Below are 14,697 nucleotides of genomic sequence, written 5' to 3'. Positions count from 1 at the left end.
AGTTACGGGGCCGTGTGTCGTCTTCGGCACTCTACGTGAGGGTGCGGACACGGTGGAGGCGTGCGCGGCCGACCCTCAAGCTTTCATCACAACCGGTGCCCCATTCAGCCCTATTTCTTCCCTTTAGCTGGTGTCTGAGGCTAGATTCGCAATGAGTCATATTTTCATCTCCTTAGATCGTAGTTGTACGGTCGTGGACACCGTATCCGCCCATAACGGCTGCAAGGGGTCACGCAATGGCAGATTTCTCCCGCCTTCCCGGACCGAACGCGGACCTGTGGGACTGGCAGCTCCTGGCTGCCTGCCGAGGGGTCGACAGCTCGCTCTTCTTTCATCCCGAGGGCGAGCGCGGTGCGGCACGAAGCGCTCGTGAGAACTCGGCCAAAGAGGTCTGCATGAGGTGCCCGGTCCGTGCACAGTGCGCGGCGCACGCGCTGGCGGTGCGCGAGCCGTACGGCGTCTGGGGCGGCCTCACCGAGGACGAGCGCGAAGAACTGATGGGGCGGGCCCGTAACCGGCTGGTGTCTGCCTCGACCGCAGGGAACATGGCTTCGAACAACTGAAGGAACGTTTCTCCAGCACACCTTCCGACAGCACTCCCCCAGGGGCACGCGCACGCGTGCCCCTACTTTTCGCGGGCCGCCCGCTCCAACTGGTCCAGCGTCGCCGCCACCGCGGGCACCTGCGCCAGGTCGGGCAGGGTCAGCGCGACGATCTCCCGCCGCACCGCCGGTTCCAGCCTCACCGTCCGCGCGCCCCGGGGCCGTACGGACTCGATGGCGAGCTGGGGCAGTACGGCGACGCCCAGGCCCGCGCTCACCAGGCCGACGACCGCCGGATAGTCGTCGGTCGCGAAGTCGATGCGCGGGGTGAAACCGGCGGTCTCGCAGACCTCGACCAGCTGGCCGCGACAGCGCGGGCAGCCGGCGATCCAGGGTTCCCCGGCGAGTTCGCCGATGGCGACCGACTCCGCGCGCGCGAGCCGGTGTCTCTCCGGGACCAGCGCGACCAGACGGTCACCGAGCAGGGGTCGTACCACCAGGTCGGACCAGTCCTCGGCGGCCGTCGCCGTCTCGTAGCGGAAGGCGAGTGCGATGTCGCAGTCACCGTCGCGGAGGAGTTCGACGGAGTTCGGCGGCTCGGCCTCCTCCAGGAAGACGCGGGTGCCGGGGTGGGCGGCGCGCAGGGCGGCGAGGGCCGTGGGGACGAGCGTCGAGCTGCCGCTGGGGAAGGAGACCAGGCGGACCCGGCCGGCGCGCAGGCCCGCGATCGCGGCGACCTCCTCCTCGGCGGCGGTCAGACCGGCGAGGATGCCGGCCGCGTGCCGGACCAGGGCCTCGCCCGCCTGGGTCAGACGCATCTCGCGGCCGGTGCGGATGAGGAGTGGGGTGCCGACGGAGGTCTCCAGGGCCTTCATCTGCTGGCTTACGGCGGGCTGGGTGCAGCCCAGTTCGCGCCCGGCCGCCGAGAAGGAGCCGGTGGCGGCGACGGCGCGCAGCACACGGAGATGTCGGGCCTCGATCACGCGCCGAGCATAAGCCGACCTTGGATGTACGGATGAATAATGCGGCGCACCTTTGAGGGGCTCTCGCCTACCGTGACGTCATGAAGCTTCTCTCGCTGAATCTGGGCCGGGCCACGGCCGTGCCGTACACGGACCAGCCGGACGGCGTGACGGGGATCGACAAGCGGCCGACCGACGCGCCCGTCCGGGTGAGCGCCCCCGGCCCCAAGGGGATCGCCGGGAGTGGTCTCGCCGGGGACACGGTGTGTCATCTGCGCCACCACGGCGGCGACGACCAGGCGGTGTACGCGGTCGCGCGCGAGGATCTCGACGACTGGGAGCGGGAGTTGGGGCGCCCGCTGGCCAGCGGTTCCTTCGGGGAGAACCTGACGACACTGGGGCTCGACGTGTCCGGCGCGCTGATCGGCGAGCGCTGGCGGATCGGTTCCGGGGTGGTCCTGGAGGTCACCTGCGGGCGCATTCCGTGCCGCACCTTCCAGGACCATCTGGGCGAGCGGGGGTGGGTGAAGCGGTTCACCGTGAAGGGTGCGCCGGGGGCCTATCTGCGGGTGATCGAGCCCGGTGAGATCCGGGCGGGGGACGCGATCGAGGTCGTGCACCGGCCCGGCCACGAGGTGACGGTGGCCCTGCAGTTCCGGGCCGTGACGACCGAGCGGGCGCTGCTGCCGCGGCTGCTTCCGGCGGGCGAGGCGCTGCATCCGGAGTCCCTCGCGCAGGCCCGGAAATATGTCGCGGAGCGCGCGGGCTGACCTGCCGTCACGGCCTGTACGCGCCTTGTTCGACACGTGTTCGTCACGGATCGGGAGGGCGTGTGCAGAGATCGGACCGGCTCGCTCCGGGTCACTAATCTTGCGCCATGACAACGGCATTGATTACGGGATCGACCGCGGGGATCGGTGCCGCCTTCGCGCGGCGGCTCGCGGCGGACGGACACAACCTCGTGCTGGTGGCGCGGAACACCGAGCGGCTCGGGGAGCAGGCCACCGAACTGCACGACCGGCACGGCATCGAGGCGGAGGTGCTGACCGCGGACCTCGCCACGGACGAGGGCATCGAGACGGTGGCCGCCCGCCTCGCGGACCGCAAGAACCCGGTCGACCTGCTGGTCAACAACGCGGGCTTCGGCAACAAGGGCCGCTATCTCGACGTACCGATGGCGGACGAGCTGAAGATGCTCAAGGTGCACTGCGAGGCGGTGCTGCGGCTGACCAGTGCAGCGACCGAGGGGATGCGGGAGCGCGGACGCGGCGGGGTCGTCAACGTGGCGTCGGTGGCGGCCTTCGTGCCGCGCGGGACGTACGGCGCGTCGAAGGCGTGGGTCGTGCAGTTCACGCAGGGGGCGGCCAAGGACCTGGCCGGGACCGGCGTACGGCTGATGGCGCTGGCGCCCGGTTTCGTGCGGACCGAGTTCCACGAGCGGGCCGGGATGGGCACGGACAACATCCCGAACTGGATGTGGCTGGACGCCGACAAGCTGGTCGCGGCGGCGCTCTCGGATCTGGCGCGCGGCAAGTCGCTGTCGATCCCGGATCCCCGCTACAAGGCGCTGATGGGCCTGGTGAAGATCACTCCGCAGGCGGTGCTCGGCGGGATCACGTCGAAGACCGGGCGGAAGTACGGGCCCCAGTGACGGCAGCCGCCCCGCTGGCAGTGGCACGAAGGCCCGGTTCCCCCAGAGGGGTGCCGGGCCTTCGGTGTACTACGGGTTCACCGACCTGCGTCAGTGGGAGTGGCCGTGGCTGTGACCACCGGCGGCCGGCTCCTCCTCTTCCTTCTTCTCGACGACCAGGGTCTCGGTCGTGAGGAGGAGGGAAGCAATGGAGGCGGCGTTCTCCAGGGCGGAGCGGGTGACCTTGACCGGGTCGATGACGCCGGCCTTGACCAGGTCGCCGTACTCGCCGGTCGCGGCGTTGAAGCCCTGGCCGGGCTCCAGGTCGGCGACCTTGGAGGTGATGACGTAGCCCTCCAGGCCGGCGTTCTCGGCGATCCAGCGCAGCGGCTCGACGACCGCGCGGCGCACGACCGCGACACCGGTGGCCTCGTCGCCGGTCTTGCCGAGGTTGCCCTCCAGGACCTTGGCGGCGTGGACCAGAGCGGAGCCACCACCGGAGACGATGCCCTCCTCGACCGCGGCGCGGGTCGCGGAGATGGCGTCCTCCAGACGGTGCTTCTTCTCCTTCAGCTCCACCTCGGTGGCGGCGCCGACCTTGATCACGCACACGCCGCCGGCCAGCTTCGCGAGGCGCTCCTGGAGCTTCTCGCGGTCCCAGTCGGAGTCGGTGTTCTCGATCTCGGCCTTGATCTGGTTGACGCGGCCCGCGACCTCGGAGGAGTCGCCGGCACCGTCGACGACGGTCGTGTCGTCCTTGGTGACCGTCACGCGGCGGGCGGAGCCCAGCACGTCCAGGCCGACCTGGTCGAGCTTGAGGCCGACCTCCTCGGCGATGACCTGACCGCCGGTGAGGGTGGCGAGGTCGCCGAGCATCGCCTTGCGGCGGTCGCCGAACCCGGGGGCCTTGACCGCGACCGCGTTGAAGGTGCCGCGGATCTTGTTCACGACCAGGGTCGACAGGGCCTCGCCCTCGACGTCCTCGGCGATGATCAGCAGCGGCTTGGAGGCGTTGGCCTGGATGACCTTCTCCAGCAGCGGCAGCAGGTCCTGGATGGAGCTGATCTTGCCCTGGTGGATGAGGATGTACGGGTCCTCGAGGACCGCTTCCATCCGCTCCTGGTCCGTCACGAAGTACGGCGACAGGTAGCCCTTGTCGAAGGCCATGCCCTCGGTGAAGTCCAGCTCCAGGCCGAAGGTGTTGGACTCCTCGACGGTGATGACACCGTCCTTGCCGACCTTGTCCATCGCCTCGGCGATGAGCTCGCCGACCTGGCTGTCCTGCGCGGACAGACCGGCGACGGCCGCGATGTCGGCCTTGTCGTCGATCGGGCGCGCGGTGGCGAGCAGCTCGTCGGAGACTGCCTTGACGGCTGCGTCGATGCCCTTCTTCAGGGCGGCCGGGGACGCGCCGGCGGCGACGTTGCGCAGGCCCTCGCGTACGAGCGCCTGGGCGAGCACGGTGGCGGTGGTGGTGCCGTCACCCGCGATGTCGTTGGTCTTGGTCGCCACCTCCTTCACCAGCTGGGCACCGAGGTTCTCGTACGGGTCGTCGAGCTCGACCTCGCGGGCGATGGTGACACCGTCGTTGGTGATGGTGGGGGCGCCGAACTTCTTGTCGATGACGACGTTGCGGCCCTTGGGGCCGATCGTCACCTTGACCGTGTCGGCAAGCTTGTTGACGCCGCGCTCGAGGGCGCGACGGGCGTCCTCGTCGAACTTCAGGATCTTCGCCATGGGAGCGGTTCAGCCCTCTCGGAAAACGTGGGTGAAACGAACTACGCCCCTGACGCCCGGCTTCATAAGGTCGCGGGGGCCAGGGGCGCAGCTCACAAACTGAATGTGCGTGAAGCGAATTACTTCTCGATGATCGCGAGCACGTCGCGGGCCGAGAGGACGAGGTACTCCTCGCCGCTGTACTTCACTTCGGTGCCGCCGTACTTGCTGTACAGCACGATGTCGCCGGTCTTCACGTCGAGCGGAAGACGCTCGCCGTTCTCGAAGCGGCCCGGGCCCACGGCCAGGACGACGCCCTCCTGGGGCTTCTCCTTGGCCGTGTCCGGGATGACCAGGCCAGAGGCCGTGGTCTGCTCGGCGTCGAGCGGCTGGACCACAATGCGGTCCTCAAGCGGCTTGATGGCAACCTTGGAGCTGGTGGTCGTCACGATCCGACCTCCCCCTTCGGAGATCTCACGGGGTTAACTGTCTGAGGTGGCGACCAGGTGGATCCGTCGTCGCGGGTGCCGGACCTGCCCGTCGCTATTGGCACTCTCCAGGGGGGAGTGCCAGACCTGAGACTATGACTGCGATTAGCACTCGGTCAAGCGGAGTGCCAATGCCTGCGGCGCTTGGGCGGAATTTTGGTGACCGTCGACCGTGGTTGCCGTCCCTGGAGGCCGTGCCTCCAGACCCCCTCCATCGGCCTTCGGCCTCGTCCTCAAACGCCGGACGGGCTGATTTCACGGCAGTTCCCGCGCTGGTCCGCCGTGCACCCCCAGTAGCCGATCCCCGCCGGCTCGCCGTCGCGGTAGAGGATCGTGCACCGGCCTGTCCCACGGCCCGGGAAGTCCAGGGCCCAGGTGCGGAGGGCGGCGATCCACTGCTCGCGGGTGCGTCTGCCCTCCGGTGCCCAGTCGCGCACCTCGTCCTCGGTCAGGGGCCGCATCATGGCGAAGTCGTCCCCGGACGCGGCGTCGACGAGGGCGTAGAGGTCGAGCAGCACGGAGGACGTGCCGCCCGTCAGGATGTACTCCCTCCAGTCGTCGTCCTCCCACAGATCGACGATGTCCCGCCCCGGGAACCCGTGGTCGTCCTCGGCCAGTTTCTGTTCCTGCGCCTGCCGGAACGCCGTCTCAAGATCCTTCTGGTAGGGCCCCGTCGAGGTTCACTGGCCGCCGCCCATCGCAAGCCCCTTTCCGCCCACCTCTGTTCGTCGTGCGCGGCAGGCTGTCCGGGGCCTGTGACACTCCCGCCCGGCGTGTCAGAGGTAGTCCTCCAGGCGGCCCACCGTCAGGCGCCGCTCCTGAATCCCCCGGAGCAGCCGGGCCGTCGTGCCGGTCGGGGTGATGCGGACGATGTCGCCGGGGGTGAGGCGGTGGGCGCCTCGGGCGTAGGTGAGGGTTCCGGTGGTCGTGGAGGCGCGCCAGAGGACCAGGGCGGAGATGCCGCAGTCGGCGGCGGCCCGGCGCGTGGTCGTGTCGTACGTGCCGTAGGGGGGCCGGAGCAGCCGGGTCCGGGTGCCGCAGATCTCGGTGCGCTGGGTGTCGTAGGGCAGGCCCGCGACGGGGCGGTGGACCTGGGGTGGGCCGAACTCCGTGACGGGCAGGCGCAGTTCGCGGACCATGTCGGTGAAGCCGGGGTCGGGGCGGGCGCCCGTGTCGTGGTCGTAGGTCAGGAAGACGACCCTGTCGCGGGTGCGGACGTGGTCCACGACGGGTGGCAGGCCCGGACCCGCCGAGCGGGCGGGGGGTCCCGGGGAAGGTTTCGGAGCGGGGGCAAGTGGGGCCGTCAAACCCCAGTGGCGGTACGGCTGTTCGCGGGCCGGGCCGTGCGGGCGCACGCGCTGGGCGGCCTTCTTGCCGAGCCGTTCGATGGGGTCGACGGACTGGGCGCAGCCGGCGAGGAGGGTGGCCGCCAGGGCGACGGCCACCGGTACCCGGACCCTCACAGGTAGTCCTCCAGGCGGGCCACCGCGTAGCCCTCGGCCGTGACCTTGCCGAGGAAGCGGCGCATGTCGTCGACCATCGTGCCCTTCCAGTCCGCGCGGCCCCGGAAGTGGGTCAGGACGATGTCCCCGGGGTGCAGGTCCCGGTCGTCCTCGCGGTACTCCCAGTGGTCGACGTAGACCTCCTCGTCCCAGATCGGGGCGTACTTGATGCCGCAGGATTTGGCGGCGACGAGGGTGTCGTGGTTGTAGTTCCCGTACGGCGGCCGGAACACGGTCGGGGCCTTGCCGAACTGCTTCTTCATGATGTCCTGCATGCCGCAGATCTCACGCTTCTGCTCGGCGTAGGACAGGCCGGGCAGGTACGGGTGCGTGAGGGTGTGGTTGTTGAGCGTGTGGCCCTCGGCCTGCATCCTCTTGAAGTAGCCGTAGTCGTCCTTGACCAGGTAGTTGCTGAGGAAGGCCGTGTACGGGATCTTCAGGTCGCTCATCATCCGCAGGAACGCGGGGTCCTTGTTCTCGCCGTCGTCGATGGTGAGGAAGACGATCTTCTGCTTGGTGGGGATCGTCGTGAAGACCGGAGGGAGGTTCAACTCCTCCTGGTCGTCCACCTCGAAGCCCTTGCGCGCGGTGATCTCCGGCTTGTGCGCGGGCGCCGGCGGGGCCTGGAGCGGTACCTTCGCCAGCCCCCAGCGCTTCGCGGCGGCGACCCGGGCGGCGTAGGCGGCGCGCAGCCTGGAGGCGTAGGAGTCGAGCGCGCGGGCCGGGGGCGCGTGCAGGGGCTGCGCGCCGTGCGCCGGAGGGGCGGCCCTGTCGGCGCCGGACTGGGTGCAGCCGGAGACGACGGCGGCGAGCGCGAGGGCGGCGAGCGCGCCACGGACGCCCGCCCTCCGACGCCTTGTTCCCCGCTTCCCGTACGCCCGATTGATGTCATTTTGTACGACTACTCGCATGACGTCGGATCTTTTCAGGCCCCGGCCCCGATCCCGTGGCGACACCGCCAACACACCGCCACCGGAGGCACACCGTCCACCGACTGGCCCACAATGACCCGGTGAACGACCCCGTACTCGCCTTCGCCGCCCTGCTCACCCCCGAGGGCCGTGCCCTCCTCGACGAGGTCCGCGGCACCGATCCCGCCAAGGAACTCGCCGTCGCGACCCGGCTGCGCCGCGAGCACCCCGCCGACCTCGTCTCGGCGGCCCTCGGCCAGGCCCGGCTGCGGCAGCGGGCGGCGGTGGCGAAGTTCGCGCCCGAGGACGCCTCCCGCATGTTCTTCACCCCGAACGGCTTCGAACAGTCGACCCGGGCAAGCGTCGCCGCATACCGCGCCGGCCGCCTGCTGGACCTGGGCGTGACCTCCGTCGCCGACCTGTGCTGCGGAATCGGCGGCGACGCGATCGCGCTGGCGCGGGCGGGGGTGCGCGTACTGGCCGTGGACCGCGATCCGCTGACGGCCGCCGTGGCCCGGGCGAACGCGGAGGCGCTGGGCCTGGCCGACCTGATCGAGGTGCGCGAGGCGGATGTCACGGACGTGGACACCTCCGCGTACGACGCCGTGTTCGTCGACCCCGCGCGACGGGGCGGCCGGGGCCGCATCTTCGACCCCGAGGCGTACTCGCCCCCGCTGTCCTGGGCCATCGGCGCCGCTACGGCGGCCCCGCTCGCCGCGCTGAAGATCGCGCCCGGGGTGCCGCACGAGGCGATCCCGGCGACGGCCGAGGCGGAGTGGATCTCGGACGGCGGCGACGTGAAGGAGGCGGTGCTGTGGTTCGGGGCGGGGGTGCGGCCGGGTGCCGTACGGGCAACTCTCCTCCCCGGCCCGCGAGTTCTGGACGGCCGCGGACTGGCCGACCCCGAAGTCCGCCCCGTGGGCCGGTACTTGTACGAACCCGACGGCGCCGTCATCCGCGCCCACCTCGTCGCCGAGGTCGCCGAGGAGGTCGGCGGCGGGCTCGTCGACGAGACCATCGCGTATGTGACGGCGGACGACCTACGACCGACCGCGTACGCCTCCGCCTACGAGATCACCGACCAACTCCCCTTCGGCGTGAAGAAGTTGAAGGCACTGCTGCGGGAGCGGGAGGTCGGCGTCCTCACCGTGAAGAAGCGCGGTTCGGCCGTCGAGCCGGAGGAGTTGCGGCGGAAGGTGAAGCCGCAGGGGCCCAACTCGGCGACGGTGTTCCTGACTCGGGTGGCGGGGGCACCGACGATGCTGATCGGCCGGCCGGTCTAGTCCGCGCATCAGGCGGCGTTCGCCTCGCTGTTGGAGCACGGGGCACGGGGCACGGAGCAGTAAATCGGTGGGGTGACGCGGGGGAATCTGCCACGCTCGTCGGATGGGTGCATTGGACGCAGTGGCGGGCAGAGTCGCCGGTGGGGCCACCGTGACGTTCCGGCCCAGCGGCTCCTCGATGGCCCGCTGATACGCAGCCGGCAGCGGGTGGTCGTCGCTCCGGTCGACCCCTCGAAGGTGGAGGTCGGAGACATCGTCCTCGCCCGTGTCGCCGGGACGGTCTACTTGCACCTGGTGTCGTCGGTGGACCCCGCCAGGAAGCGGGTGCAGATCAGCAACAACCGTGGCCGCGTCAACGGCTGGACGGGCCACGACCGCGTCTTCGGGATCTGCGTGACGGTCGACGACGTCCCCCGGTCAGGAGCCACGGGCAAGACCGTCGCGGCCGACTCCGACGAGTCCTCCCGGACCTGAGCAGGCAGCCGCTAGTCCGCCTCCTCCGCCCTGCGCAGCAGGAGTTGGCGTTCGCGTTCGTTGCGTGCCAGTGAAGCCGCCCGCACGAACTCCGCCTTCGCCTCCGTCGTACGGCCCAGGCGGAGGAGCAGGTCGCCGCGGACGCTGGGCAGCAAGTGGTAGTCGCGCAGGGCGGGTTCGGCGGCGAGGGTGTCGATGATCTCCAGGGCAGGGGCCGGGCCGTCCGCCATCGAGACGGCCACCGCGCGGTTCAACTCGACCACGGGGGACGGGGATCGGGTGGCGAGGAGGCCGTAGAGGGTGGCAATCGTCGGCCAGTCGGTCTCGTCGTAGGTGTACGCGTGGGCGTGGCAGGCGGCGATGGCGGCCTGGAGGGCGTAGGGGCCGGGGGCGCCGGTGGACACGGCGTCGGCGCGGCCGAGGGCGGTGATGCCGCGGGCGATGAGCAGGCGGTTCCAGCGGCGGCGGTTCTGGTCCCTGAGGAGGACGGGGTCGCCGTTCGGGGCGGTGCGGGCGGCCGAGCGGGAGGCCTGGAACTCCAACAGGGCGGCCAGGGCGTGCACTTCGGATTCCTTCGGCATCAGGGCGGCGAGGAGCCGGGCGAGGCGGAGGGCGTCCTCGCAGAGGCCGGGGCGGAGCCAGTCGTCGCCCGCCGTCGCCGCGTAGCCCTCGTTGAAGATGAGGTAGATGACGTCGAGGACGGAGCCGAGACGGGCCTCGCGGTCGGGGCCGTAGGGGACCTCGAAGGCGACGTTCTTCGTGGCCAGGGTGCGTTTGGCGCGGACGATGCGCTGGGCGATCGTCGGCTCGGGGGCGAGGAAGGCGCGGGCGATCTCGGGGGTGGTCAGGCCGCCGAGGAGGCGCAGGGTGAGGGCGGTACGGGCCTCCGGGGACAGGACCGGGTGGCAGGTGGTGAAGACCAGGCGCAGGAGGTCGTCGTCGATGTCGTCGGGGGCCGACGGTTCCTCGGGCGGGGCCGTCGTCTCCAGGGTGCGGCCGATCTCCTGGAGCTTGCGGGCGTAGTTCTCCCGGCGCCGGACCAGGTCCACGGCGCGGTGCCTGGCGGTGGCCATGAGCCAGGCGCCCGGGTTGTCGGGTACACCGTCCCGCGGCCACTGCTCAAGGGCGGCGACCAGCGCGTCCTGCGCGAGTTCCTCGGCGATGCCGACGTCGCGGACCGTGCGGGCCACGGCGGCGATGATGCGCGGGGACTCGATGCGGAAGACGGTCTCGATGGCGGTGTGCGGGTCGGTGGCGCTGCCGCGTCGGTCCGTGGCGTTGCCGTGCGGGGCTGCGGTGGGCTGTGATTCCGGAGTCACAACCCACCATGCAACACCCCCGGCGGCCTCGGGCCAAGGAAGGACGGGACCGGCCACGGCGGTACGGGGACGGCTCAGCCCTCCGCGATCTCCCGCACCTCGCACGTCACCGTCCAGAACTCCTCGTGCACCTTCAGGAACCGCTTCGTCCACTCCAGCGCCTCGGCCATGTCCTTGCACTGCATGATCGCGTAGCCGCCGACGACCTCCTTCGACTCGGTGAACGGGCCGTCGGTGACGGAGATCTTCCCGCCCTCCCAGTGGACCCGGGCGCCCTGCGCGGTCGGCGTGAGGCCGGCGGTGTCGAGCATCACTCCGGCCTTGGTGATCTCCTCGATCAACTCGCCCATCCGCTGCATCAGTTCGGGGCTCGGGCCCTCGGCGGGGGCGGTCTTCTCGTCGATCTGCACGAGGGAGAGATAGCGGGGCATGGTGACTCCTCGGATCGGTTCGGGCTGTGGCCGGGTCCTTCCCGGCCTTTCAACCATGCGTCGAACGGGGGTCGACCGGATCGACACACTCGCCGGAATTCCCCGAAGATTTTTTCCGGCCGTCCGTTTCCTCAGGTCACTGGGTCTTCGGGAGCACTCTCTGTCCAGTACGCCCAGTTTTCTGTACGTTCGGAAGACAGGGTTGTCTCACGAGGGGAGCTCATTGATGGACTTCGAAGGGTCGGGCAGCTCCGGCGGACACGCCCCTGTCCGAGGCACGACCCGCCGGACGACCGATTCCCCGCGCGCCGCCCAGAAGGTGGTCCACAAAGCGGTCCGGGACCTGATCGTGGAGCTGCGTGCACACAGCTTCACCGCCGCCACACTCCAGGAGGTCTTCGACGGGGAACTCCTGGAGCCCGGCGCGCTGTGGGGCGAGAAGGCCGTTTCCCTCGCGTTCGACATCGCCTCCTACGCCTCCCTGCAGGATGCCGACGCCGAGGCCTGGGCGCGCAGGGCGGCGACCGAGGCGACACGCGACGGCGGCGAGGGGATCAAGGCGGCCGTCAAGATCGGTCAGTACCTGCTGGGTCCGTCACCGCTCACGTTGGCGAACGACATCAGCAAAATGGTCGGCGGGGCGCTGGAGAACATCAACAAGGCGCGGCTGCTGCACCGTGTGGCCGAACTGACCCGGGCGCTGGAGGCGCTGGAGGATCCGCAGGCCCTTGAGAAGCCCTTCGATGCCGTCCTGTCGTCCGTCGACCGTGGTGTCCCGTACACCCTTGACCAGTTGGCGGAGCTCGCCGTCGCTTCCTCGATAGAGCTTTCGCAACCGGCGGAGGAGGAGATCCCGTCCCCGGACTCCCTCACCCTCCGCTGACCAGGGGTCTCCCAGCTCGCCCTCAGCCCAGCGACTCCCACAACCCACTCGCCGCCGGCTCCTTGGCGACCACCCGGTTCGGATCGGACGGGGCCGTGACCACCGGCATCGTGATCGTCCTGACCGCGTCCGCCGACAGGCCCTTCAGGCTCTGGCCGAGGCTGATCAGTTCGCTCAGGGAGTCGAGGCCGGTGTCGGTGGTGAGGCTGTCGGTGATCGCGTCGGTGACCTCGTAGAGCTTGGCGGGGTCGGTGAGCAGGTCGTGGGAGGAGATCTGGGTCAACAGCGCCTTCACCAGCATCTGCTGGAGGCCTATTCGGCCGAGGTCGCTGCCGTCGCCGATGCCGTGCCGGGTGCGGGCGAGGGCCAGTGCCTGCTTGCCGTTGAGGTGGTGGGTGCCCTTCTTCAGATGCAGGTGGCTGTCGTCGTCGTCGATGTCCTCGGTGGTCGTCACGGTGACTCCGCCGAGCGCGTTGACCAGCTTCGCGAAACCGGCGAAGTCGATCTCTATGTAGTGGTCCATGCGGACGTTCGTGATCGACTCGACCGTCTTGACCGCGCAGACCGGGCCGCCCACCGAGTACGCGCTGTTGAACATCGCGTTGTACGCCACGGAGGTCGAGCCCCCCGACTTCAGCGGGCAGGACGGGCGGGTGACGAGGGTGTCGCGCGGGATGCTGACGATCGTGGCCTTCTTACGGCCCGCGTCGATGTGCACGACCATCGCCGTGTCGGAGCGGGCGCCGGAGCTGTCGCCGCCGCCGAGCGCCTGGTTCTCCTTGCCGCTGCGCGAGTCCGAACCGAGGACCAGGATGTTCACCGAGCCGGTCGGCACGGGGGCGGCGGACGCGGAGGCGGACGCCGAGGGTGTGGTCACCGCCTTCGCGGGGCGGTTGGTCCCGAGCGCGCTGTCGATGTCGACGCTCTTGATGTTGTTGTTGAGGTGCCAATAAGCCCAGCCCGCCGTTGCCACGCCAAGGACGAGGGCGCCCGCCAGAGTGAGGCCGGCGATCTTCAGCACTCTCGACCGCCGGCCCACTCGTCTGTCCCCGTCGGCGTTCTCGTTGTCCGTCACGGGGAGGAACGTAAGTCCGAATTATTAGGAGAAAGTTAGGGGAAGGGTCGCGGGACGGTTTTCTACGGAAAATCTCACGGTTCTCAGTCCCGCTTCACGCCCCACGTCACTCCCCCGCCTCCCTCATCCCAAGGTCACCACCGGTACCGGGTTGCTTCCGCTCCAGGACGCGTTGAACCCGAACGTCACCGAGCCGCCGTCCGGGACCGTCCCGTTGTAGCTCGCGTTCGTACAGGTCACAGCCGCCCCCGACTGGGTGCACGTGGCGTTCCAGGCCTGTGTGATCTGCTGGCCCGCGCCGTACGTCCAGCTCGCTCTCCAGGACGACAGCGCGGTCCCGGTGCAGGCGATCGTCACCTGCCCGGTGAATCCGGTGCTCCACTGGCTCGTCACGCCGTACGTCGCCGAGCACGAACCGGTCGGCGGGGTCGTGGTCGTACCGCCGAGCGCCTCCGCGATGCCGTAGTACGCCGGTTTCGGCACGTAGTTCTCGTCGTACGGCGTGGCCGCCCCGTAGCCCGGGAAGGTGCCCGGCACCCAGGAGTCGGCGTCGGTGAAGCCCCAGACGGTGACGTTCACGCAGCGTGTCACCGCGACGCAGGCCGCGAGCACACTCTTGAAGTCGGCCTTCTGCTGGGCGAGTTTCGCGCTGTCCGCCGGGAGCGCCATCCGGACGTCGAGTTCGGTGATCGCCACGTCCACGCCGAGGTCGGCGAAGCGCTGGATGTTCTGCTGGAGGGTGGCCGGGACCTGGCCGAGGATCAGGTGGGCCTGGAGGCCGACGCCGTCGATCGGAACGCCCGCCGCCTTCAGGGACTTGACCAGGTTGTAGAGGGCGGTGGACTTCGCGTCGACGCCCTCGACGTTGTAGTCGTTGATGTACAGCTTCGCCGCCGGGTCGGCCGCGTGGGCCCAAGTCAGCGCCTGCGCAATGTAGTTGGCGCCGAGGCCGTTGTACCAGAGCGTCGGGCGGTAGGTGCCGTCCTCGTTGAAGGGCTCGTTGACCACGTCCCAGGCAGCGATCTCGCCCTTGTAGCGGCCGACTTCGGTGCTGATGTGGTTCTGCAGCAGGCTGCTGAGCTGGGCCGGGGTCCAGGTGCCGTTGGTCAGCCAGCTCGGGTTCTGGCTGTGCCAGACCAGGGTGTGACCGCGTACCTGCTGGTTGTGGGCCTGCGCGAAGGCGACGATCTGGTCGGCCTCGGTCCAGTTGAAGCTGCCCTGCGTGGGCTCTACGGTCCCCCACTTCATGGCGTTGCCGGGGGTGAGCGAACTGAACTGCGCGCCCGCGATGTCGCCGTAGCCGCCCGTGAGTTTGGAGCCGGTGACCGCCGTGCCGACGACTTTGCCCTTCGCGGCGGCGAGGTCGCGCAGCGGGGTGTCGGCGGCGTGCGCTGCGGGTGCCGTGAGGAGCAGGGCGGCGCCGGTGACCAGGGCCGCCAGGGACAAGCCGGTTCTCAGAGATCTCATGCGGGTGCCTCCGA

Annotated in this window: 16 protein-coding genes; 6 read left to right on the top strand and 10 right to left on the bottom strand. The window is 69.9% G+C overall.

Translation table 11 applies throughout. The features are described 5' to 3' along the window. Positions 1 to 236 precede the first annotated feature (236 nt). The gene (locus AB0I51_RS14415; protein ID WP_362974840.1) at positions 237 to 563 is read left to right on the top strand and encodes a WhiB family transcriptional regulator; all 327 of its coding nucleotides are present in this window, start codon (positions 237 to 239) and stop codon (positions 561 to 563) included. 62 nt (positions 564 to 625) lie between these two features. Here the strand turns inward: AB0I51_RS14415 and AB0I51_RS14410 are convergent, their stop codons facing one another. Further along, a complete protein-coding gene (locus AB0I51_RS14410; RefSeq protein WP_362974838.1) occupies positions 626 to 1,525 on the bottom strand; it encodes a LysR family transcriptional regulator in 900 nt (299 codons plus the stop codon). An 80-nt stretch (positions 1,526 to 1,605) separates the two neighbouring features. Here AB0I51_RS14410 and AB0I51_RS14405 point away from each other — a divergent pair, with 80 nt between their 5' ends. Together AB0I51_RS14405 and AB0I51_RS14400 are read left to right on the top strand one after the other, a co-directional pair. After that, the gene (locus AB0I51_RS14405) at positions 1,606 to 2,274 is read left to right on the top strand and encodes an MOSC domain-containing protein (protein ID WP_362974836.1); all 669 of its coding nucleotides are present in this window, start codon (positions 1,606 to 1,608) and stop codon (positions 2,272 to 2,274) included. A gap of 107 nt (positions 2,275 to 2,381) precedes the next feature. Further along, positions 2,382 to 3,155, top strand: a complete 774-nt coding sequence (locus AB0I51_RS14400) for an SDR family oxidoreductase (RefSeq protein ID WP_362974834.1) — start codon at positions 2,382 to 2,384, stop codon at positions 3,153 to 3,155. A 90-nt stretch (positions 3,156 to 3,245) separates the two neighbouring features. On the opposite strand, the gene groL is transcribed toward AB0I51_RS14400, so the two are convergent. The 5 genes from groL to AB0I51_RS14375 all read right to left on the bottom strand — a co-directional run bounded on the left by groL (position 3,246) and on the right by AB0I51_RS14375 (position 7,751). After that, positions 3,246 to 4,871, bottom strand: a complete 1,626-nt coding sequence (gene groL / locus AB0I51_RS14395; protein ID WP_362974832.1) for a chaperonin GroEL — start codon at positions 4,869 to 4,871, stop codon at positions 3,246 to 3,248. Positions 4,872 to 4,990: 119 nt separating this feature from the next. Next, on the bottom strand, positions 4,991 to 5,299 hold the full coding sequence (gene groES, locus AB0I51_RS14390; RefSeq protein WP_019066754.1) for a co-chaperone GroES: 309 nt from the start codon (positions 5,297 to 5,299) through the stop codon (positions 4,991 to 4,993). Between the two features lie 272 nt (positions 5,300 to 5,571). Next, a complete protein-coding gene (locus tag AB0I51_RS14385; protein ID WP_362974830.1) occupies positions 5,572 to 5,856 on the bottom strand; it encodes a hypothetical protein in 285 nt (94 codons plus the stop codon). Positions 5,857 to 6,114: 258 nt separating this feature from the next. Beyond that, positions 6,115 to 6,801 carry a hypothetical protein gene (locus AB0I51_RS14380; protein WP_362974828.1) on the bottom strand — a complete coding sequence of 229 codons (687 nt, stop codon included), beginning with the start codon at positions 6,799 to 6,801 and terminating at the stop codon, positions 6,115 to 6,117. After that, positions 6,798 to 7,751: a polysaccharide deacetylase family protein gene (locus tag AB0I51_RS14375; RefSeq protein ID WP_362974826.1), complete on the bottom strand. Its 954-nt coding sequence runs from the start codon at positions 7,749 to 7,751 to the stop codon at positions 6,798 to 6,800. Before AB0I51_RS14375 ends, AB0I51_RS14380 begins: the two co-directional genes overlap by 4 nt. A gap of 101 nt (positions 7,752 to 7,852) precedes the next feature. On the opposite strand from AB0I51_RS14375, the gene AB0I51_RS14370 reads away from it, so the two are divergent. Both AB0I51_RS14370 and AB0I51_RS14365 read left to right on the top strand, forming a co-directional pair. Further along, the gene (locus AB0I51_RS14370; RefSeq protein WP_362974824.1) at positions 7,853 to 9,034 is read left to right on the top strand and encodes a methyltransferase domain-containing protein; all 1,182 of its coding nucleotides are present in this window, start codon (positions 7,853 to 7,855) and stop codon (positions 9,032 to 9,034) included. A gap of 207 nt (positions 9,035 to 9,241) precedes the next feature. Further along, positions 9,242 to 9,508, top strand: a complete 267-nt coding sequence (locus tag AB0I51_RS14365; protein ID WP_362974822.1) for a S26 family signal peptidase — start codon at positions 9,242 to 9,244, stop codon at positions 9,506 to 9,508. 11 nt (positions 9,509 to 9,519) lie between these two features. On the opposite strand, the gene AB0I51_RS14360 is transcribed toward AB0I51_RS14365, so the two are convergent. Next, the gene (locus tag AB0I51_RS14360; protein ID WP_362975157.1) at positions 9,520 to 10,743 is read right to left on the bottom strand and encodes a sigma-70 family RNA polymerase sigma factor; all 1,224 of its coding nucleotides are present in this window, start codon (positions 10,741 to 10,743) and stop codon (positions 9,520 to 9,522) included. A gap of 158 nt (positions 10,744 to 10,901) precedes the next feature. Beyond that, entirely contained in the window at positions 10,902 to 11,258 is a 357-nt protein-coding gene (locus AB0I51_RS14355; RefSeq protein WP_362974820.1) for a YciI family protein, read from the bottom strand. A 226-nt stretch (positions 11,259 to 11,484) separates the two neighbouring features. Between AB0I51_RS14355 and AB0I51_RS14350 the strand changes: the two genes are divergently transcribed. Continuing rightward, positions 11,485 to 12,141, top strand: a complete 657-nt coding sequence (locus AB0I51_RS14350) for a hypothetical protein (protein WP_362974818.1) — start codon at positions 11,485 to 11,487, stop codon at positions 12,139 to 12,141. A 22-nt stretch (positions 12,142 to 12,163) separates the two neighbouring features. On the opposite strand, the gene AB0I51_RS14345 is transcribed toward AB0I51_RS14350, so the two are convergent. Together AB0I51_RS14345 and AB0I51_RS14340 are read right to left on the bottom strand one after the other, a co-directional pair. Beyond that, positions 12,164 to 13,216 carry an LCP family protein gene (locus AB0I51_RS14345; RefSeq protein ID WP_362974816.1) on the bottom strand — a complete coding sequence of 351 codons (1,053 nt, stop codon included), beginning with the start codon at positions 13,214 to 13,216 and terminating at the stop codon, positions 12,164 to 12,166. A gap of 123 nt (positions 13,217 to 13,339) precedes the next feature. Next, positions 13,340 to 14,683, bottom strand: a complete 1,344-nt coding sequence (locus tag AB0I51_RS14340; protein ID WP_362974814.1) for an endo-1,4-beta-xylanase — start codon at positions 14,681 to 14,683, stop codon at positions 13,340 to 13,342. Positions 14,684 to 14,697 lie beyond the last annotated feature (14 nt).

This window comes from Streptomyces sp. NPDC050549 (assembly GCF_040655035.1).
Taxonomy (GTDB): Bacteria; Actinomycetota; Actinomycetes; order Streptomycetales; family Streptomycetaceae; genus Streptomyces.
The sequence above is the reverse complement of the archived record's forward strand: the minus strand, read 5'-3'. Positions and strand labels throughout refer to the sequence as shown.